Below are 20,180 nucleotides of genomic sequence, written 5' to 3' on the forward strand. Positions count from 1 at the left end.
ACGGGGTGTGAGGAGGACAAAGTTTCTGGGGCCGTGGCGCTGGGCCACGGCCACCAGAGCTATCAGCGCTTGGTGTTGGAACGGATGTTCCAGCCAAACTTGATCGCGCCGCCGTCTTTGGTGCCGTCGGCTTTCTGCGGCTGGTAGTCGACCATCACTTGGGCAAAGTTCAGGGTGACGTTCTCGGTCAGGCGGTCATCAGTGCCCGAACCGCCGGTGCTCAGGGACGTTACCAGCACTTCTTCCAGGTTGATCACCATGTACTCGACCTGGCTTTCACCACCGGCCTTGCGCACGGTCAGCTTGACCTTGTCGATGTGCTTGCCGCTGGCGCAGTGCATCATCAGGTTAGGCGACGCCTTGTCGACGTACTTGGTCAGCGACAGGTCCTGGATATTCACCTTGCCGGCGCCACCGCCACCGCCGACGTGCATGTTGCCGGACTGGGACATGCCCCAGCTCCAGTTCAGTACGTCGATTTCGTCCTTGTGGGCCTTGTCCATGGACTCGCCCTTGATGTCGCCGATCTTGATGAAAATATCAACAGCCATGTTTTCTCCCTGTGTGGCCCCTGCCACTGAATTTGGTTATGCCCCAGAAGGGGCAATGCTTTTGTGTGGGAGGGGGCTTGCTCCCGATGGCATCACCTCGGTCCGACTGAGAGACCGAGTTGCCTGCATCGGGAGCAAGCCCCCTCCCACAGAAGAGCGACTTACTTAAGCGCCTTTTGCCGAAGGCAGCTTCGATACCAGGCGCAACGACACGGTCAGCCCTTCGAGCTGGTAGTGCGGGCGCAGGTAGAACTTGGAGTTGTAGTAACCCGGGTTGCCTTCCACTTCTTCCACGATCACTTCAGCGGCAGCCAATGGGTGCTGGGCCTTGGTGGTTTCGGTGGAGTGGGCCGGGTCGCCGTCGACGTAGTTGAGGATCCAGTCCTGCAACCAGCGCTGCATCTCGTCCTTCTCTTTGAAGGAACCGATCTTGTCGCGCACGATGCACTTCAAGTAGTGAGCGAAACGGCAGGTGGCGAACAGGTACGGCAAGCGCGCAGCCAGGTTGGCGTTGGCGGTGGCGTCCGGGTCATCGTATTCGGCCGGTTTCTGCAACGACTGGGCACCGATGAAGGCGGCGAAGTCGGTGTTTTTCTTGTGCAGCAGTGGCATGAAACCGTTCTTCGCCAGTTCCGCTTCACGGCGGTCGCTGATGGCGATTTCGGTCGGGCACTTCATGTCCACACCACCGTCATCGGTAGGGAACGTGTGGGCCGGCAGGTTTTCCACTTCACCACCGGACTCCACGCCACGGATGCGCGAGCACCAGCCGTAGTGCTTGAACGAGCGGTTGATGTTCACGGCCATCGCGTAGGCGGCGTTGGCCCAGGTGTACTTGGAGCTGTCGGCGCCGTCGGTGTTTTCTTCGAAGGCGAAGGCTTCCACCGGGTCGGTCTTGGCGCCATACGGCAGGCGAGCCAGGAAGCGCGGCATGGTCAGGCCGATGTAGCGCGAGTCTTCCGATTCACGCAGCGAGCGCCAGCCGGCGTATTCCGGGGTGGTGAAGATCTTGGTCAGGTCGCGCGGGTTCGACAGTTCCTGCCACGAGCCCATGCCCATCACGGTCGGCGAAGCGGCAGCGATGAACGGGGAGTGCATGGCGGCGCAGACTTTCGACAGCTCGCCCAGCAGCTCCACGTCGGGTGGCGACTGATCGAAGTAGTAGTCGCCCACCAGGCAGCCGTACGGCTCACCGCCGAACTGGCCGTATTCTTCTTCGTACATCTTCTTGAAGATCGGGCTCTGGTCCCATGCGGTGCCCTTGAATTTCTTCAGGGTCTTGTGCAGTTCGGGCTTGGAGATGTTGAGCACGCGAATCTTGAGCTGCTCATCGCTCTCGGTGTTGTTGACGAGGTAATGCAGGCCACGCCAGGCGCTTTCCAGCTGCTGGAAATCTTGGTGATGAATGATCTGGTTGACCTGGGCGGTGAGCTTGGCGTCGATGGCCGCGATGATCGATTCGATCGACTTGATCGCGTCATTGGACACCAGGTCGGTTTGCGCCAGGGCCTGTTCGGCCAGGGTGCGCACTGCGGTTTCCACGGCTTCGCGGGCACGCTCGGTCTTTGGCTTGAATTCCTGCAGCAACAGGTTGGCGAACTCGCTGGCTTCTTCGGTCTGGGTGCCGAGGATCTGGCTGCCTTCGCGGGCGGTATTGTCGGTCATGATTACTGGTCCCCTGCAGGCTTAGGCGCGCTGGCAAGTGCCTGAAGCAGTGCCGGGTCCTTGATTGCCTTCATGATGATTTCTTCAGCGCCGGTCTTGCCGTCCATGTAGGTCAGCAGGTTGGCCAGCTGGGTGCGGGCTTCGAGCAGCTGGTTCAGCGAATCGACCTTGCGCGCCACGGCGGCCGGGCTGAAGTCGTCCATGCTCTCGAAGGTGATGTCCAGGCTCAGGTTGCCTTCGCCGGTCAGTTCGTTGGGGACGTGGAAGGCCACGCGCGGTTGCATGGCCTTGAGGCGCGAGTCGAAGTTGTCGACGTCCACTTCAAGGAACTTGCGGTCGGCCACGGCGGCGAGCGGCTCGGCAGGTTTGCCGGCGAGGTCGGCCATCACACCCATTACGAAGGGCAGTTGGACCTTCTTCTCGGCGCCGTAGAGCTCGACGTCGTACTCGATCTGCACTCGAGGCGCACGGTTGCGCGCAATGAATTTCTGAGAACTTTGCTTCGCCACGTTGCTGCTCCTGGTCGCTTGAGCGACGGTGTTGTTACTGCATAGCCCGGTGGCTTACTCGCTGTCCGGGCCGCGCAGGTTTTCAAATTGGGACATGCCGTCGGGAATCAGATTGCGCACGATGGCCGCGAAGTCGGCGTGCACCAGGTTCTTGGCCCGATTCAACAGCACCGGCAGCGGGCTCGAAGGCTCATGCCGGGTGTAGTACGCAAGAATCTTGTCGAGGCTGCGCAGCACGTCGTCGCGGCTGGCGATATCGCCGGCCGGGCGCACTGCCACAGGCGCAGCGGCGAAGTCGACCGAGGGGGCATTGTCGTCACTGACGGCCTCGGGTTCGCCACTGTTGTCGGTGCCTGGCACCGCTTGATTGAGTATCTGCAGCGCCTGCTTGAGCGGTTGCTTCAAGGCGCTCAAGTCCACGCCCCGGGCGGAACCGACCTGGTCATTGACCTGCTCCTCGATGGCCTCACACGCCGCACGCGCTGCGCTCAAGGCGTCACGGGTGGCTTGCAGGTGCTCGGGGTCACTGTCGAGGAACGCGGCGTGGAGTTGCTGGGCACCGAGCTGCTCGTCGGCAAAAATCTGCAGGCCGCTGGCATTGAGCGCCGCCCGCAGGCTGACCGGACCGAAGGTGCGCGAGCGGGTGAGGATGCTTTCGCGCAGCAGGCGGATGGTCGTGTCACCGGTCAGGCCGGACAGGGCGTTGACGCGCACGGTGGGGTCGTTATCGTCGTCGGCATCCAGGCGTGGGTGCAGGTCGACCCAATAGTCGCGCAGCAAGGCGTTGATCAATGAAAGGACTTCAGCCAACCCGGCCACGCCTTGCAGGGCAAGGGTGCTTTGCAGCAGAAAATGGGTGATGCGCAGGTCTTTGCTGCGTTGCAGCAAATCGAGGCTTTGCTGCTGGATGCTGCGCCATTCCGGCGGTTCGGCGGGCAGGATCGAGTCGCCCATGCTGCGCTCGGGTTGGCCCTTGGCATCACGCTCCAGCTGGAGAAATTGCGCGTCATATTCCATGTCTTCGCCACAGGGCGAAGTCGGGGAAACGGCGGCGAGCAGCAACGGCACATCCACTGAGTTTGATCTCCTTATCAGCCCGATAGATGGCGGGCAATGCATGCATTAGTTGTCTGAGGAACTTTGCATGTTTTCTTGGTCATATAGTCAGAGTGCCACTACTGTGACATCAGTGATGTTCAAGAAGTTGTGCATTTTTGGTGTAGTACTTATGCCTTGTCAAGGTAAGCTATTCGTCCTCTGTGACAGATGTGCGGTGTTTAACAACCTGCGCGACTGGTGGGTCGAACGGCGCCCGCCAAGCAGGATTTTTGTCATGCAAGCCAGCTAAGATCAGCGATCTTGCGGGTTTAGGTAGATTCAGGGTCATTTTGTGTGACCTGGCGGGCATGTCCCGGGAAGCGTAGCCCCGGGAATCGACCGCGCGCGATGTAATCAGCAAGGAGGCAAGATGTCGCTGTGTTTGACTATCACTAGTTATCACAAGATTACCCCTGGGCAGTGCTCGGAAAAGTCCATGGACCAGGGCGTGATGGCTATTGGCCGCAGTTCGGATAATGACTGGGTCTTGCCTGATCCGGAGCGTCTCGTCTCTTCACAGCATTGCGTTATTCAATACAAAGATGGCCGTTATTATTTAACCGATAACAGTACAAACGGGGTGGAGTTGGTCCGCGCCGGTATCCGTATGCGCCGTGGCAATAGCGAGCCGCTGCAAGATGGTGAGCTGATCCGCATCGGCGACTACGAGATCCAGGCGCGTATCGATTTCAACGTGCAAGCCGTTGATAGCCAACCGTTTGCCGGTGATTCGCCGAACAGCTTCGAGGCGTTGATGGGCGCCGTGGCAAAGCCACCAACGCCGACCCCGGTGATCGCGCCGCAGTTCCAGGGCGCCTCGGCAATGGACACCTTGCCGGACCTGTTCGACTTCCTCAGCCCCACTGCTGTGCCGCCGCCGACCGTGGCGGATCATGTGCCGCCCGAGCAGCACGATTTCCGCCCGCCGACGCCGGTGGCGGTGGAAAAACCCGTGGTCGCAGGCTCGCTGATTCCCGATGACTGGGACCTGTTTGCCGATACCCCGGCACCGGTAGCACCGGTCGTTCCGGTTGCACCGCCACCGCCGGTCGCCCCGGTGATTCAGCCGCCGCCCGTGGTCGAGTCGGTACGCCCCGTGGCCGAGCCCCAGCAATCCCCCGACTTGTTGCAAGCGTTCCTGCGTGGCGCCGGGCTGGAGCAGTTGCGTCTGGACAAGGCCGATGCCTGCGCCCAGATGGAAAACATCGGCCGCAGCTACCGACTGATGGTCGAGGGCCTGATCGATGTATTGCGTGCCCGCGCCAGCCTCAAAGGCGAGTTCCGCATGCAGCAGACCATGATCCGCCCCGCCGAGAACAACCCGTTGAAATTCGCGCCGAATGCCGACGAAGCCTTGCTGCTGCTGCTTCGCCACGGCAACCAGGCGTTTATGGCACCGGACGCGGCCGTGCGCGACAGTTTCGATGACCTGCGTGCTCACCAACTGGCCGTGATGGCCGGCGTGGAGGCCGCGATCAAGCACCTGCTCACCCGCTTTGAACCCTCGCAGTTGGAGGAACGCATGGGCAAACCCGGCGGCTTATCGAGCCTGTTCAACGGTTCGCGCCAGGCGCAGTACTGGCAGCAGTTCACTGAGCTTTACAGCAATATTTCCCGCGAGGCCCAGGAAGATTTCCAGGACCTGTTCGGCCGCGAATTCAGCCGAGCCTACGAAGAACACAGCGCACGACAGCGGCGCTGAACACGCAATACACGGATTTAACGGATAGCTAAGAACGTCATTGAGGACGCAGGATGATTCCCAGGTTTTTACTCGCAGCCGCTACTGTGCTGCTGCTGACGGCGTGTGCCAAGGACGCGGCCAAGCCCGAAGTGGCGGGCGAAACTGAAGCGGACACCGCCGCGGTCGAGTTGCACTTTCATGCCATTGCCGGGCTCAACCCGGGCGCCAACGGCCAGGCCGCACCCGTGCGTGTGCGCATCTTCGAGCTGAAAAATGCCGCTACCTTCGGGCGCTCCGACTACTTCGCCCTGGCTGATCGCGCGCAATCGACCCTCGGCCTGGACCTGCTGGACCAGGATGAAGTGATGGTGCAACCCGGCCAGCAACTGAGCATCCAGCGCGACCTCGACCCTGCCACGCGCCAGATCGGCTTGCTGGTGGGCTATCGCGAGCTGGACCGTGCGCAATGGCGCACGGTGATCAACGTGCCACCGCGCCAATACACCGAATATCAGATCAGCCTCGATGTACGCGCCGTACGTGCCGATGTCGTGGTTACCCCATCCAGCCCTGCCCAATAAGAAACCCTCGGAGCCCCCATGTCCTGGAACAATCGCGTGGTCTGGTCGGAAGGCATGTTCATCGGAACGCAGCACTTCCAGCAGCATGACCGTTACCTGGAGAACCTGATCGACGCCCGCAGCCGCCCGTTGTCTGCCGGTGCCTGGGGCTTTTCCGAGTTGCTGATCGACCAGGGGCTGCTGGCCCAGGGCAAGCTGGCGATCGTTTCGGCGCGCGGTCTGTTGCCGGATGGCACGCCGTTCAATATCCCTCAGGACGACCTCGCGCCGAGCCCGTTGAATATCGACGACAACCTGCGCGACGGCCTGGTGTACCTGGCCTTGCCGCTCAAGCGCGCCGGTGCCCGCGATACCGTGGAAGCGGGCGAAGCCCTGGAAGCTGCGCGGTATGTCAGCCAGGTGCGCGAAGTGCGCGATGACAATGCCCCGTTCGAGAACCGTGCGCCCGTGGCTGTCGGCTCGCGCGCACTGCGCCTGCTGACGGCCCAGGATGGCATCAGCGATTACGCCGCCGTGGGCCTTGTGCGCATCAAGGAAAAACGCGCCGACCGCGCACTGGTGCTGGATGACACTTACATCCCGCCGGTGCTCGACGTCGCCGCGAGCAAACCGTTGACGGCCTTTCGCAGTGAGCTGCTCGGCCTGCTGCACCAGCGCGGCGAAGCCCTGGCTGGCCGCGTGGTCGCCTCGGGGGCCGGTGGTGCGTCGGAGATTGCCGACTTCATGCTGCTGCAATTGGTCAACCGCGCCCAGCCGCTGCTCCAGCATTTCAGCCAGTTGAGCCCGCTGCACCCGGAGCGCTTCTTCAGTGAACTGGTGAGCCTGGCCGGCGAGTTCTCGACCTTTTCGACCTCGGGCCGGCGCCCTCAGGAATACCCGCAATACCAGCATGACGACCTGGCGCTGAGTTTCGCCCCGGTCATGCAGGCGCTGCGTGAAGCGCTGTCGATGCTGATCGACAGCAAGGCCACGCCGATCCCGATTGTCGAAAAAGCCTATGGCATCCACGTGGCCATGCTTGCCGACAAAACCCTGCTCGAGAGCGCCAGCTTCATCCTGGTGGTGCGCGCCGACGTGCCCGGCGAAACCCTGCGGGCGCGCTTCGGCCAACAGAGCAAGGTCGGCTCGGTGGAGCACATCCGTGACATGGTCAACCTGCAACTGCCGGGCATCGGCCTGCTGCCGTTGCCGGTGGCGCCACGGCAGATTCCGTATCACGCAGGCAGTACCTATTACGAGTTGGACCGGGGCAGCGAGCACTGGCAGCAACTGCACAACTCCGGCGGATTTGCCTTCCATATCGCCGGGCAGTTCCCGGGCTTGAACCTGGCCTTCTGGGCGATTCGAGGATAATTCGCGATGCATCCCAATGATGATGACCGCACCCAGTTCATGCCGCGCCCGGGTGGCCGGGCGCCAGAACCTGCGCGTGCAGAGCCGGCCCCGCTGTCGATGCCGGCCGCGCCGATGCTCACCGGCAAAAGCCAGGGCCTGAACCCGCTGGAAAGCGCCGCCGGCCCGTTGTTGGCGTTGCTCACACGCCTGCGCAACACCATCGCCCATCCGGCGCCGGCCAGCCTGCGCGCGCAGCTGCTGGCTTATTTGCGCCAGTTCGAAGAGCGTGCTGAAGCCGCCGGCATCCCGCGTAACGAAGTGCTGCTGGCCCGTTACGCGCTATGCACCGCCCTGGATGAAGCCGTGCTGAGCACGCCGTGGGGCAGCACCAGCGACTGGGGCAAGCAGAGCCTGTTGATCACGGTGCACAACGAAGCCTGGGGCGGTGAAAAAGTCTTCCAACTGCTCGACCACTGCCTGCAAAGCCCACGGGAACGCTTGTACCTGCTGGAGTTGTTGTACCTGTGCATGTGCCTGGGTTTCGAAGGCCGTTACCGTGTGATGAACGACGGGCGCAGCCAGTTGGATGCCCTGCGTGAGCGCACGGCGGCGACGATTCGCAGTGCCCGTGGTGAACACGAGCGCGAGCTGTCGCCGCACTGGCGCGGTGTGACGGTGGCGCGTGATCGCCTGGCGCAATTCATGCCGCCGTGGATCGCCGTGGCCATCGGCCTGGCGCTGCTGCTGGCGCTGTTGTTCGGCTTGCGCCTGAAACTGGCGTCGGATGCCGAGCCGGTGTTCAAGAATATCCATGCCTTGGGCGAGATCCCGGTGCAGTCGATCGACCGTCCGGTGGCACAACCCAAAATCATCGAACGCCCACGCCTGGCCGGCTTCCTGGTGGAAGACATCAAGGCTGGTCGTGTTGCCGTGGAGGATGCGGTCGACCGTTCCGTGGTGACCATTCGTGGTGATGAACTGTTCGCCTCGGCCAGTTCCAGCATCGTCGATGACTACCAGCCACTGATGCTGCGCATTGCCGACGCCATTCGCAAAGTCAAAGGCCAGGTGCGTGTCACCGGGCACAGCGACAACCGCCCGATTGCCACGCTGCGTTTCCCGTCCAACTGGGCGTTGTCCGAAGCGCGGGCCAAGTCGGTGCTGGAGATCCTGGCGGCCAAGACCGGCCAGGCCGAGCGCTTCAGCGCCGAGGGCAGAAGCGACACCGAGCCGGTGGCTACCAATGCCACCGCCGAAGGCCGTGCCCGTAATCGTCGGGTTGAAATCACCGTATTGGCGGAGGGCGTCGAGTGAAGGCGTTTTTCAGTTTCATGATTCGCTGGGTGATCCCGGTACTGGGCCTGATCGCCCTGAGCCTGATCATCTGGTTTGTCGGGCCGCTGCTCGACCTGTTGATGCCGGAAGGGCGCCGTTGGGCGCTGATCATCCTGGTGTTTGCGGTGTGGATCGCCTACCGCGTGTTCCGCATCATCCAGGCGCGTCGGCAGGCTGCCGAAGTGATGCGCAGCCTGGCGGCGCAAACCCCGGTCGACCCCAACAGTGTCGCCACCGCCGAAGAACTCAGCACCCTGCGCCAGCGCATGGACGAGGCCCTGGCGCTGCTGAAGAAAGCCAAGCTCGGTGGTGATGAGCGGCGCAACCTCTACGAATTGCCGTGGTACGTGATCATCGGCCCGCCGGGTTCGGGCAAGACCACCGCGCTGGTCAACTCCGGGCTGCATTTCCCGCTGGCGGCCCAATTGGGCGCCGGGGCCGTGCGCGGTGTCGGCGGTACGCGCAACTGCGACTGGTGGTTTACCGACCAGGCCGTGCTGCTCGATACCGCTGGCCGCTACACCACTCAAGACAGCAACTCCACGGTCGATAAAGCCGCGTGGCTGGGTTTCCTCGACCTGCTGAAAAAGCAACGCTCACGCCGCCCGATCGACGGTGCGTTCATTGCGATCAGCCTGTCGGATCTGTTGCTCGGGACTGAAGCCGAGCGCGCTGCCCACGCGGCGGCGATTCGCTTGCGTATCCAGGAGCTGTATACCCAGCTGGGCGTGCGTTTCCCCATCTACCTGATGCTGACCAAGCTCGACTTGGTGCCCGGCTTCATGGAGTTCTTCGACAACCTGAGCAAGGAAGACCGCGCCCAGGTATGGGGCATGACCTTTGCCCTGGACGACGGCAAGCACAGCGACGGCCCGCTGGCGCATCTGCAAAGCGAATTCGCAGGGCTGGAACAACGCCTCAACGAGCGCCTGGTGGAACGCCTGCAACAGGAACGCGACCCGGCGCGACGCGACCTGATCTACGGCTTCCCGCAGCAGTTCGGGGCCTTGAAGGACTGCCTGCAAAGCTTCCTCGACGGTGTGTTCAAACCCAATGCCTTCGAAGAACGCGTGCTGCTGCGCGGCGTGTACTTCACCAGCGGTACTCAGGAAGGCAGCCCGATTGATCGCCTGATCGGCGCCATGGCCCAGAGCATGAACCTGGATCGCCAGCACCTGGCCCGCCAGAGCGGCACCGGGCGCAGTTACTTCATCGAAAAACTGTTCAGCGCCGTGGCGTTTGCCGAACGTGGGCTGGTCGGGGTGAACCCGAAGGTCGAGCGTCGGCGCAAGTGGATTGCACGCGGCGTCCTGGCGGCCACCGTGGCCTTGGTGGTGGTGGTCAGCAGTTTGTGGTGGGTGAGTTATCGCGCCAACCAGGCGTATATCGCCCAGGTCGACCAGAAGGTTGCGCCACTGGGCCAGGCGGTGCAGAACCTGAGCCCGGCCCAGCGTGAAGTGCTCGCCGTGCTGCCGTTGCTCAACGCCACGAAAAACCTTGCCGGCGATCCGCCTGGCTGGGCCGAAGGCTTGGGCCTGTACCAGGGCGATATGCTCGAAGCCGAATCCGGCAGCGTGTACCGCAAACTGCTGATCGCGGTGTTCGCGCCGCGCCTGGTGACGCGTATCGAAGAGCAACTGCGCGGCGGTGGCAACTCCGACTTCCTGTACGAAGGGCTCAAGGCTTACCTGATGCTCGCCGACAGCGAGCACTACGACCCGGACTTCATCAAAGCCTGGATCGCCCTGGATTGGGATCGCAACCTGCCCCGCGATTTGCCGGCCGACCAGCGCCAGGCCTTGAGTGGGCATTTGCAGGCCCTGTTTGACCGCCATCCACCGAATGCGCGCCTCGATCCGCGGCTGATCGACGACCTGCGTCGCCAGTTGCAACAGCTGCCGGTGGCCCAACGTGTGTACGACCGGGTCAAGCGCCAGAAATTGCCCGACGGCATCCCGGACTTTCGCATCAATGAAGCCGCCGGCCGCGATGCCGCACTGGTCTTCAGTCGCAAGAGCGGCAAGCCGCTGGGTGAGCCACTCAGTGGTTTCTTCACCGCCAAGGGCTACCGCCAGGCGTTTTTGCTGAGCAGCCTGAACCAGACCGGCACGCTCGCCGAAGAGCAATGGGTGCTGGGCCGCGAGCAGGCCGATCAACAGAACGTGGTGAGCCTGGCCGGTGACGTGCGCCGCCTGTATTTCCAGGACTACCAGCGCCAATGGGACGCGCTGTTGGCAGACATCGACTTCGTACCGATCACCAGCGTGGCCCAGGCGGCCGATGTGCTGCGGGTGATTTCCGGGCCGACCTCACCGCTGAAAAAACTGTTGGTGGCGGTGGCCAAGGAAACCGACCTGCAAGCCGAGGAACGCCAGCTGGCAGCCAAAGGCGTGCCGGTGGAAGGTGGCGTCGACAAGCTCAAGGAACGCCTGGGCAGCCTGCTCGGCCAGGAGCAACAGGCGGCCAGCCAGCCGCAGGTGGCGGACGATCCGGTGACCGCACACTTTGCCGAACTCAACGGCATCGTCAGCAAGAATGAAGGCGAGCCGGCGGCCATCGACGGCCTGCTCGCGGACATGAATGCGCTGTATGTGCAGGTCAGCGCCATGGTCGGCGCCAGTGGCGATGCCTTGCTCGGCGAAGCGAAGAACCAGGCGGCGGCTGCGGCCACGCGGGTCAGCCTGAATGCCGAGCGCCAGCCACCCTTGGTGCAGGGCATGGTCAAGTCGGTGGTCAACTCCACCACCAACAGCATGATGGGCGGGGTGCGCAACCAACTGAACGCGGCCTGGGTCAGCGAAGTGGTCAACGTGTATCGCCAGTCCCTGGCCGGGCGCTACCCGATGTCGCCGGGCAGTGCGCGGGACGCGACCCTGGATGACTTTGGCCAGTTTTTCGGCGTGGGCGGGGTCATGGACAACTACTTCCGCAAGTACCTGCAGCCGTATGTGGACACCTCCACCCCAACCTGGCGCTGGCAGCCGGGCGCGGCACAAAAGCTCGGGATCGCGCCGGGTGTGCTGCAGACTTTCCAGCGCGCGGCGGCCATTCGTGATGCGTTCTTCCGCGCCGGGGGCACCCAGCCCATCGTACGGTTCGAACTCAAGCCGGTGTCGATGGACCCGACCATCACCCAGTTCCTGCTCGACCTCGATGGCCAGCAATTGAGCTATGACCACGGCCCCAGCCGCCCGGTTGCGATGCAATGGCCGAACCCCGGCAGCATTGGCGTGGTGCGTATTTCCATCATGCCGCCGTCGGCCAGTGGGCGCTCCGGTGTGACCCTGGATGGGCCGTGGGCCTGGTTCCGCCTGCTGGAGCAGTCGGACCTCACGGCCGGTAACTCGCCGGATCGCTTCAACCTGCGCCTGCGGGTCGACGGCGCAAGCATTGCCTACGAGTTACGCGCCAACAGCGCCTTCAACCCGTTCAAGAGCCGCGTGCTCAGCGGTTTCAGCCTGCCGGAGCGGTTATGACCACGCTGGGTTTCTACGGCAAGTTGGCCAGCCGCGGTGACTTCGTCAGCCGCGCCTTGCCCCAGAGTTTTATCGGCCCGTGGGACAGCTGGTTGGCGGCAGGTTTGCTCGCCAGCCAAAACAGCCTGGGCGGCGAATGGCTCAACGTGTACCTGGTCAGCCCGTTGTGGCGCTTTGTGCTGGCGCCGGGCGTGTGCGGGCCGGATGCGGCGGCGGGCGTGGTGATGCCGAGTATCGATCGGGTCGGGCGGTATTTTCCGTTGGCGGTGGTGACCCTGCTGGACCAGGACACCAATCCTGCGTCACTCGTGGGGGGGCCGGATACGTGGTTTGAGCAGGCCGAAGAGCTGTTGCTCAGTACCCTGGACGCCGATGCCACGTTCGAAAGCTTCAACGCTGGCGTCGACAAGCTGGGCCTTCCAGCCAGCGAGCTGCGAGTGGTCGACAGTCGTTTCGCCGGTTTGCAACGGATGAACGCCACGCTGCCTCACGACCGGATGACCGCGCTGGCGGAACAAGCCTGCGCCGGTGCCAGCCTCTGGTGGGGCCGCGGCTCGCAACGTATTTCCCCTGGTTTATTGCGGTGTCAGGGCTTGCCTGCCGCCGACGATTTTGCGCAGTTTTTGCTCGGACAAGAAGGTGTGGTGTAGATGGGGTCGACGTTCAAATCCGCGAGCAAAAGCCATGTGGGCATGGTGCGCCAGGTCAATGAAGACGCCTGCCTGGACCTGCCGGAAAACCGCCTGTGGGTGGTGGCCGACGGCATGGGCGGGCATGCGGCGGGTGACTATGTCAGCAGCCTGATTGTCGACAGTCTGCGTCAGGTGCCGGTAGGGCGCTCCCTCGATGAATACTCGGCGGCGCTGCGTAATGACCTGATCCGCATCAATGCGATCGTGCGTGAAGAAACCGCCAACCGTGGCGTGACCATGATGGGCAGCACCGTGGTGGTGCTGGCCGCGCGCGGCTTGCGCGGGGTGTGCCTGTGGGCCGGTGACAGTCGCCTGTACCGTCTGCGCGACGGTGCGTTGGAAAGTATTTCCCGCGACCACAGCTACGTGCAGGACCTGCAAGACAGCGGCCTGCTCAGCGAAGCCGACGCCCGCGTGCATCCACGCGCCAATATCGTCACCCGCGCGGTGGGGGTGGAAGCCCAGCTGGAGGTGGCCGTCGTCGACCTGCTGATCGCCCCCGGTGACAGCTACCTGCTGTGCAGCGACGGTCTGAACAAGACCGTCGAAGATCATGAGATCCGCGAAGTGCTGGGGCATGACGCGCCGGATGAAATCGTGCGCAGCCTGGTGCACCTGGGGCTTAACCGGGGTGCACCGGACAACATCACCACCATTGTCGTGAAGGTGTCGCCATGAACATCGTGATCCCGGGCTATGACATCGAAGGCGAGATCGGTGAAGGCGCCATGGCCAGCGTGTACCTGGCGACCCAACGCTCGCTGGAGCGCAAGGTGGCGTTGAAGGTGATGGCGGCGGCACTGGCGGCCGACCCGACCTTCTGCGAGCGTTTCCTGCGCGAGGGCAAGACCCTGGCGCGGCTGTCGCACCCGCACACCGTGACCATCCATGACATCGGCAACGTCGGTGAACTGTATTACATGGCCATGGAATACCTGCCCAATGGCACGCTCAAGGAGCGCATTGCCGCCGGCCTGACGCCGGAGCAAGGGGTGACGCTGATCCGCCAGATCGCCTCGGCGTTGGGCTATGCGCATGCCCAGGGCCTGGTCCACCGTGACGTCAAGCCTGCCAACATCCTGTTCCGCGCCGATGGCACGGCGGTGTTGTCGGACTTCGGCATCGCCAAGTCCCTGGATGATCGTACCCAGTTCACCCAAGCCGGGTTTGCCGTGGGCACGCCCAGCTACATGAGCCCGGAGCAGGCGCGGGGCCAGGAAATTGATGGTCGCGCCGACCTGTACGCGCTAGGTGTGGTGCTCTATGAAATCCTTGTCGGCAAGCTGCCGTACAACGGCACCGATGCGCTTTCCACGGCGCTGGCGCACCTGACCGAGCCGTTGCCGGAACTGCCGGTGCACCATGGCCGTTACCAAGGGGTGCTGCGCAAGTTGTTGGCCAAGGACCCGGCTGATCGTTTCCCCGATGCGGCGGCGTTGCTGCTGGCGCTCGATCAACTGCCGGCGGACTCGTTGGAAGCCACTCTGGTGCGGCCGTTGCCGGTCCCGATGAGCTTTGATCTGGGCGGCATCACCCCGGAATCCATTGAGATCCCGAGCGCACCGCCTGAGCCTGTGCGCCAACCGGTGGTGCCACCGGCGGCGTCCCAGCATAACGAGCAGCGTCGCGGGCCGGTATTGGCGTTGGCGGCGGTGGCCGTGGCGGTGGCGCTGGCCATCGGCGGCGCCAGTTATTGGTGGTTGAGCGGCACTGATAAGCCTGCCGCGCCGCCGGCCGCCGTCGTCCCCAAAACGCCGCCGCCTGAGTTGAAACCTGTGGTCGCTGACGCGGATGGCGGTCAGCACCCCTTGCTGATGGCGGGCAAAAAGACCTTGTTCCAGCGCGTGCTCAGCAAGCCTGGCGCCAAGCTTTCCAGCGATGCCGGGGCTGCGCCCGGCAAAGCCTTGCCGGCGTTCTCCGTGCTGTATGTGTACCAACGCAAAGAGGTCGATGGCAGCCCGTGGGTACGCGTCGGCGCCGCTACCGATGGTCGCAGTGACGGTTGGTTGCCCGCCGCCCAGGTCAGCGATTGGAAGCAGAGCCTGGTGCTCAAGTTTACCGAGCGCTCGGGCCGGGCACCGGTGATGTTCCTGCGCCAGCCCGGCGAAGTGGAAAAGTTGCTGGCCGACCCCGCAGCGGCCAAAAACGTCTTGGCCAAGGCGCAGAAAAACAGCGAAGACAATCAGCAAGTGCTGGCGCTCGAGCCGACCGCCAGCGCCGTGCCGCAGAACCAGTTTTACCTGTTGCCGATCTTCGACTCCAAAGAGAGCTTCGACGAAAATGGCCAGCCGGTGCAGTTGCTCAACGTGGCGTCCATCGATCCTGGCAGCAGCGTTGCCAAGCCGGCTGTACCTTCGGTCAGTGCCGATGCGTTCCGTACCGCTGTGGTGCTGGTGGTCGACACCACCGTGTCGATGCAGCCCTACATCGACCAGGTGCGTGACGTGGTGCATGAGTTGCAAACCCGTATCGCCGAACGCGGTGAGCTGGACAGCGTCAGCTTCGGCCTGGTGGGTTTTCGCAACAGCATCAAGAAAACCCCGGGCCTGGAATATGTGGCCAAGACCTTGATCACCCTGGATCAAGGTCGCGACCCGCAGCGCTTTCTCGACATGGCGCGGCAAGTCAAAGCGTCCACGGTGTCCAGCCATTCGTTCAACGAAGACGCTTTTGCTGGGGTGATGCAGGCCGTGGATGGCATGGATTGGTCCGGCTATGGCGGGCGCATTATCCTGCTGGTGACTGACGCCGGCGCGTTGCGCAAGAACGACCCGTTCGCCGCCACCCAGATGAACGAAGCCGAAGTGCGCCAGGCCGCATTGGGTAAGCAGATCAAGATCTACGCGCTGCACCTGCGTACCGATGCCGGCAAGAAAACCCACGCCGGTGCCGAGATCCAGTACCGCATCCTCACGGCTGACGCCAACCCGCAGATCGGCGACCTGTACACGCCAGTGCCGGGCGGAGATGTGCGCAAACTGGGCGAGCGCGTCGATGAGATCGGTACGGTGTTCGCCAACCTCGTTCATCAAGTGCGCAGCAACACACCGCAGCCGGTGCCGTTGCTGAGCAGCGCGCCGAGCCTGGCGGACAAATCCGCCGCCGTCGGCTATGCCATGCACATGGATTTCCTCGGACGCAAAACCGCCAGCCAGGCACCGCAACTGGTCAGCGCCTGGACCGCCGACCGCGACCTGACCAACCCGGCGCTGCCGGCGTTCCAGGTGTGCGTGATGCTGACCAAGTTGCAGCTCAACGATTTGCAGCAGTCGCTGAAACTGATCGTCGACGCGGCGCGCAAAACCCAAAGCTCACCCAAGGACTTCTTCCAGGAAATCGCCAGTGCCTCGGCCTACATGAGCCGCGACCCGCAGGCGTTGCGCAAGGGCGGCAACCTGGCCGATGGCGGCCTCCTCGGCGAATACCTGGAAGGCCTGCCGTACCGCAGCAAGTCGCTGAACATGACCCAGGACTTGTGGTTGTCGTTGAGCGTGGCCGAGCAGGAAGACTTTATCGACGAGCTGGATTCGAAAATCCGCCTTTACGAAACCTTCCACAATGACCTGGCCAACTGGGTCCGTTTCGGCGATGCCGAGCCGGGCGATGCGTTGTACCGCGTGCCGCTGTCGACGTTGCCGTAATGCTGAACCTGAGCGCGATGCACAAGAGCCGGGGCGTGGGTAGCCAGCGTTACAGCCTGGTGATCCCGGCGCTGCACCTGCGCGCGGGTGAGCAACTGGCGATCGTCGGGTCCAGCGGTTGTGGCAAGAGCACCTTGCTGGATCTATTGGCGTTGGTGCTGGCGCCGGATCAGGTGGGGCGGTTCGAGTTCAATCAGCAGGACATCGGCGGGCTGTGGCGAGCGGATCGGCAATCGACGTTGGCCGAGCTACGCAGCCGGCATCTGGGCTACGTGCTGCAAACCGGCGGGTTGTTGGGGTTTCTCGATGTGCGCGGCAATATCGCCTTGTCGCGCAAACTGCTCGGTTTGCCGGATGACGGCAGCGTGACACGGCTGGCCGCGCAGTTGGAGATCAGTGACCAGTTGGCCAAGAAACCCGCTGCATTGTCGGTAGGCCAGCGTCAGCGCGTCAGTTGTGCACGCGCCCTGGCCCACGGGCCGCAACTGGTGTTGGCGGATGAGCCGACCGCGTCGCTGGACCCACTGAATGCCGAACGGGTCATGCAGGCGCTGCTGGCGCAGGCTCGCGAACACCGTGCCGCCTGCGTGATCGCCACCCATGACGAACCCTTGGCCCGTGCCAGTGGCTTGCAGGTGCGGCGCATCAGTTGCCGCCGCGACACGGATGGCGGCGTCACCGCCACCCTTGGGGAGGCTTGTTGATGCGCATCGGCTTGGTGGCGTCCCTGGCCTGGCAGGATTACCGCAACGATGCCTGGCTGTCGGCCTGCTCAGTGTTGGCGTTGGTGGCGGTGATCGCGCCGTTGCTGGTGTTATTTGGCTTGAAATTTGGACTGGTTGGCAGTTTGACCGAACGTTTGGAGACCGACCCCGCCACCCGTGAAATTATTCCGTTGGGCGGTGGTCGATTCAGCGCTGCGTTTGTCGAGCAACTGGGGCAACGTAGCGACGTGGCGTTTGCCGTGCCGCGTACGCGGCAGATTGCAGCGACGGCGCAGGTCGGCACGCTGACCCTGGAAATGCTGCCTACCGCGGCGGGTGACCCGTTGCTGGCCGGTTTGCCGATGCCCAAGGGCATGGACCAGATCGTGCTGAGCCACACCGCCGCCGAAAAGCTTGCGGCACGCCCCGGCGATTGGCTGGACACCCGCTTTGCGCGGCAAGTGGCCGGGCGTGTCGAGGCCCGGGGCACGCGTGTGCAGGTGCTGGCAGTGCTGCCGTTGGAGGCGTTCGCCCGTGATGGGCTGTTTGCCGACCTGGCCCTGCTGGAAGCAGCCGAAGATTATCGCGACGGCCGTGCGGTGCCGGCGCTGGGGTGGGAAGGTGACGCGGTCGGTGCGAGTGAGCAGCGGGTGTACCCGGCATTTCGCCTGTACGCACGCCGTCTCAGCGATGTAGAAGTGCTACGTGTGTATTTCGCCGGGCAGAACCTATTGGTATCGACCCAGGCGAACACTATCGCGCAGGTGCAGTCGTTGAGCCGCAACCTGTCGATCGTATTCTGGATCATCGCCGGGTTGGCCTTGGCGGGCGCATTCGCGGCCATCTTCGCCGGGGCCTTGGCCGCCGTGGCGCGCAAGCGCCGGGAATTGTCGGTGTTACGCCTGTTGGGCTTTTCCACCGGTGGGCTGTTGTGGTTTGTGGTGGTGCAAGCGTTGTACAGCGCAGGTGCTGCCGCCGTGCTCAGTGCAGGGTTGTATGGCCTGGCCGAGGCGGGGTTGAATAAGCTATTTGTGCAGGTTCCGGGCGAATACGCCAGCCACCTGCTGGCGCGTCATTACGGCCTGGCCCTGGTTGCAGTCCTCGGCGTCAGCGCCGTGGCGGCGGCCTGTGGTGGTTGGCGTGTGGCGCGGATCCAGGCTTCTGAAGGAATCAGAGATGTATAAGTTACTGGGTGCCTGTGTGGTGCTGAGCCTGGCCTCGCTGGCCTGGGCTGATGAGGCGAGCGACAAGCTCGACAATCCAAAACCGCTGCCGGACGACGTGAGCCTGCCGCTGCCGTGCGAAGGCAACATGGTGTTCCGCTACGCCTACGTACTCGCCCAAGGCACCCTGGATGATCGCGAAATCAGTCTTGGCTACCCCTTCGCCGAAGGCGAGGCGGGTTACCAGCAATCGTTTATTTCCGGCTACCGGCGCGACTTCATCAACGGCCAGTTCACCCTCAAGGATCTGCCCAAGGATTGGAACAACGTCATTGCGCCCTTGATGCCGAAGACAGACGCCAAGACCCCGCTCAAGCCCATGCTGTACTTCATCGGCAAGTACGAAGTGACCGCCCGCCAATATGCTGCGGTGATGGCCCAGGCGCAGTCCCTGGCCAGTGGTGAACCGGCGCCGGCCTGCGACATTCCCACCGGCATGGCGGCGCGGCTGCCCAAGGTGAAGCTGTCACGCTTTGAAGCCGAACGCTTCTCGGCGGTGTACAGCGCCTGGTTGATGAAATACCACCGTGATTTGCTGCCGGTCAGCGGTCGCGGTTCTTCCGCGGAAGACGGTGGCCTGGGGTTTGTGCGCCTGCCCACCGAAGTGGAATGGGAATACGCCGCACGCGGCGGGCAGGCGGTGAGCCGCCAAGAGTTGGAGGGCCGCTTGTTCCCTCGGCGTGCCGAAGGCCATGAAGGCGAGGGCCCGCTGGCGGATTATGCGGTGTTCAACCAGGTGGCCGGCGGCACCGGCCAGGCTGCACGCCTGATGCCCATCGGCACCAAGTTGCCCAACCCGATCGGCCTGTTCGATGTGATCGGCAACGCTGCGGAGATGGTCCAGGAGTCCTTCCAGTTGGTGCACGCCGGGCGACGCCAGGGCACCTACGGCGGCTTTGTGGTCAAGGGCGGCAATTACCTCGAAGGCGAGGGCACGCTGTTTACCGGCATGCGCCGTGAGTACCCGCTGTTCGCCGCCGACGGCACCGAGCAAAGCAATGAGACCACCGGTTTCCGTGTGGCGATCGGCGCGCTGTCGGCGCCGCGCTCGCGCTACAAGGAGCTGTTTGCCCAATGGCAGAAAGAAGGGCGCCTGGCCGCACTGACCGATGCCATCGACGAAGCCCAGGACCCGACCAAGCGCCTGGACACCATCATTGCCGCCAGTGTCGACCCCAAGCTGCAAGCCGAGCTGGGGCTGGTCAACGAAGAGCTCAAGCGCAACGTCTCGCTGATCGCCCAGCAACGCGAAGAGGCGGCGGGCAACCTGATCCAGTCCGCTGCGTTGGTGGCCGAGACCATCAGCAACTACAACATCCGCCTGATCAACCTGCAGAAGAGCCGCGATCAGGCGGTCGCCAACAAGGACGAAGCCAGTGCGACGCTGTTCGCTACGGCCATCGACAATGGCCGCAGCGCCCTCGACGGCGCGGTGGCGATCTATATCGACAACCTGGCCACCGGCACGCGCTATACCGATGCGGTGATCCAGGCTCAGTTTCAACGGATCAAGGAAGAGTTGGATCGCAAACCTGTGCTCGGCAAGAGCTTGGTGACGCGCGCGACACTGTTCGTTCGCCATGTCGGCAACTACCGCAAGCAACAGCGGGCCGACCCGGCAACGATCTTGAAGGAACTGCTCGCAGCGAGCGGTCAGCGGTCTTGACCGTTGGTTGTGCGGCGAGC

The 20,180-nt window shown here is 63.4% G+C and carries 15 protein-coding genes; 11 read left to right on the plus strand and 4 right to left on the minus strand.

The genetic code is table 11. The features are described from left to right. Positions 1–62: 62 nt before the first annotated feature. From MJP36_RS02780 to tssA, 4 genes are all read right to left on the minus strand, one after another. On the minus strand, positions 63–551 hold the full coding sequence (locus MJP36_RS02780; RefSeq protein ID WP_060756662.1) for an Hcp family type VI secretion system effector: 489 nt from the start codon (positions 549–551) through the stop codon (positions 63–65). Positions 552–716: 165 nt separating this feature from the next. Continuing rightward, positions 717–2,216, minus strand: a complete 1,500-nt coding sequence (gene tssC, locus MJP36_RS02785; RefSeq protein ID WP_060756663.1) for a type VI secretion system contractile sheath large subunit — start codon at positions 2,214–2,216, stop codon at positions 717–719. A gap of 2 nt (positions 2,217–2,218) precedes the next feature. Continuing rightward, positions 2,219–2,725: a type VI secretion system contractile sheath small subunit gene (gene tssB, locus MJP36_RS02790; RefSeq protein WP_003231688.1), complete on the minus strand. Its 507-nt coding sequence runs from the start codon at positions 2,723–2,725 to the stop codon at positions 2,219–2,221. Positions 2,726–2,779: 54 nt separating this feature from the next. Next, positions 2,780–3,799, minus strand: a complete 1,020-nt coding sequence (tssA, locus tag MJP36_RS02795) for a type VI secretion system protein TssA (RefSeq protein WP_060756664.1) — start codon at positions 3,797–3,799, stop codon at positions 2,780–2,782. 394 nt (positions 3,800–4,193) lie between these two features. On the opposite strand from tssA, the gene tagH reads away from it, so the two are divergent. From tagH to MJP36_RS02850, 11 genes are read left to right on the plus strand one after another with little or no spacing between them, the layout of a single operon-like run. Further along, the gene (tagH, locus tag MJP36_RS02800) at positions 4,194–5,525 is read left to right on the plus strand and encodes a type VI secretion system-associated FHA domain protein TagH (RefSeq protein WP_060756665.1); all 1,332 of its coding nucleotides are present in this window, start codon (positions 4,194–4,196) and stop codon (positions 5,523–5,525) included. Between the two features lie 53 nt (positions 5,526–5,578). Beyond that, positions 5,579–6,088, plus strand: coding sequence for a type VI secretion system lipoprotein TssJ (gene tssJ, locus MJP36_RS02805; protein ID WP_060756666.1), 510 nt, complete (start codon positions 5,579–5,581; stop codon positions 6,086–6,088). 18 nt (positions 6,089–6,106) lie between these two features. Next, entirely contained in the window at positions 6,107–7,441 is a 1,335-nt protein-coding gene (tssK, locus tag MJP36_RS02810; protein ID WP_161548595.1) for a type VI secretion system baseplate subunit TssK, read from the plus strand. 6 nt (positions 7,442–7,447) lie between these two features. Continuing rightward, positions 7,448–8,737: a DotU family type VI secretion system protein gene (locus MJP36_RS02815; RefSeq protein WP_060756668.1), complete on the plus strand. Its 1,290-nt coding sequence runs from the start codon at positions 7,448–7,450 to the stop codon at positions 8,735–8,737. Continuing rightward, complete coding sequence (gene tssM, locus MJP36_RS02820; RefSeq protein WP_060756669.1) at positions 8,734–12,234, plus strand: type VI secretion system membrane subunit TssM; 3,501 nt, start codon at positions 8,734–8,736, stop codon at positions 12,232–12,234. The genes MJP36_RS02815 and tssM overlap by 4 nt, the downstream gene beginning before the upstream one ends. Next, the gene (gene tagF, locus MJP36_RS02825) at positions 12,231–12,884 is read left to right on the plus strand and encodes a type VI secretion system-associated protein TagF (protein ID WP_090367944.1); all 654 of its coding nucleotides are present in this window, start codon (positions 12,231–12,233) and stop codon (positions 12,882–12,884) included. The genes tssM and tagF overlap by 4 nt, the downstream gene beginning before the upstream one ends. Then, on the plus strand, positions 12,885–13,604 hold the full coding sequence (locus tag MJP36_RS02830) for a PP2C family protein-serine/threonine phosphatase (protein ID WP_090367946.1): 720 nt from the start codon (positions 12,885–12,887) through the stop codon (positions 13,602–13,604). Then, positions 13,601–16,567 (plus strand): serine/threonine-protein kinase, encoded by a 2,967-nt coding sequence (locus tag MJP36_RS02835; protein WP_244384857.1) that lies wholly within the window; start codon positions 13,601–13,603, stop codon positions 16,565–16,567. Before MJP36_RS02830 ends, MJP36_RS02835 begins: the two co-directional genes overlap by 4 nt. Further along, the gene (locus MJP36_RS02840) at positions 16,567–17,271 is read left to right on the plus strand and encodes an ABC transporter ATP-binding protein (RefSeq protein WP_104995028.1); all 705 of its coding nucleotides are present in this window, start codon (positions 16,567–16,569) and stop codon (positions 17,269–17,271) included. Before MJP36_RS02835 ends, MJP36_RS02840 begins: the two co-directional genes overlap by 1 nt. Continuing rightward, positions 17,271–18,455, plus strand: coding sequence for an ABC transporter permease family protein (locus MJP36_RS02845; RefSeq protein WP_244384859.1), 1,185 nt, complete (start codon positions 17,271–17,273; stop codon positions 18,453–18,455). The genes MJP36_RS02840 and MJP36_RS02845 overlap by 1 nt, the downstream gene beginning before the upstream one ends. Further along, the gene (locus tag MJP36_RS02850) at positions 18,448–20,160 is read left to right on the plus strand and encodes a formylglycine-generating enzyme family protein (RefSeq protein ID WP_244384860.1); all 1,713 of its coding nucleotides are present in this window, start codon (positions 18,448–18,450) and stop codon (positions 20,158–20,160) included. Before MJP36_RS02845 ends, MJP36_RS02850 begins: the two co-directional genes overlap by 8 nt. Positions 20,161–20,180: the final 20 nt, after the last annotated feature.

The organism is Pseudomonas palleroniana, from assembly GCF_022836895.1.
Taxonomy (GTDB): domain Bacteria; phylum Pseudomonadota; class Gammaproteobacteria; order Pseudomonadales; family Pseudomonadaceae; genus Aquipseudomonas; species Aquipseudomonas palleroniana.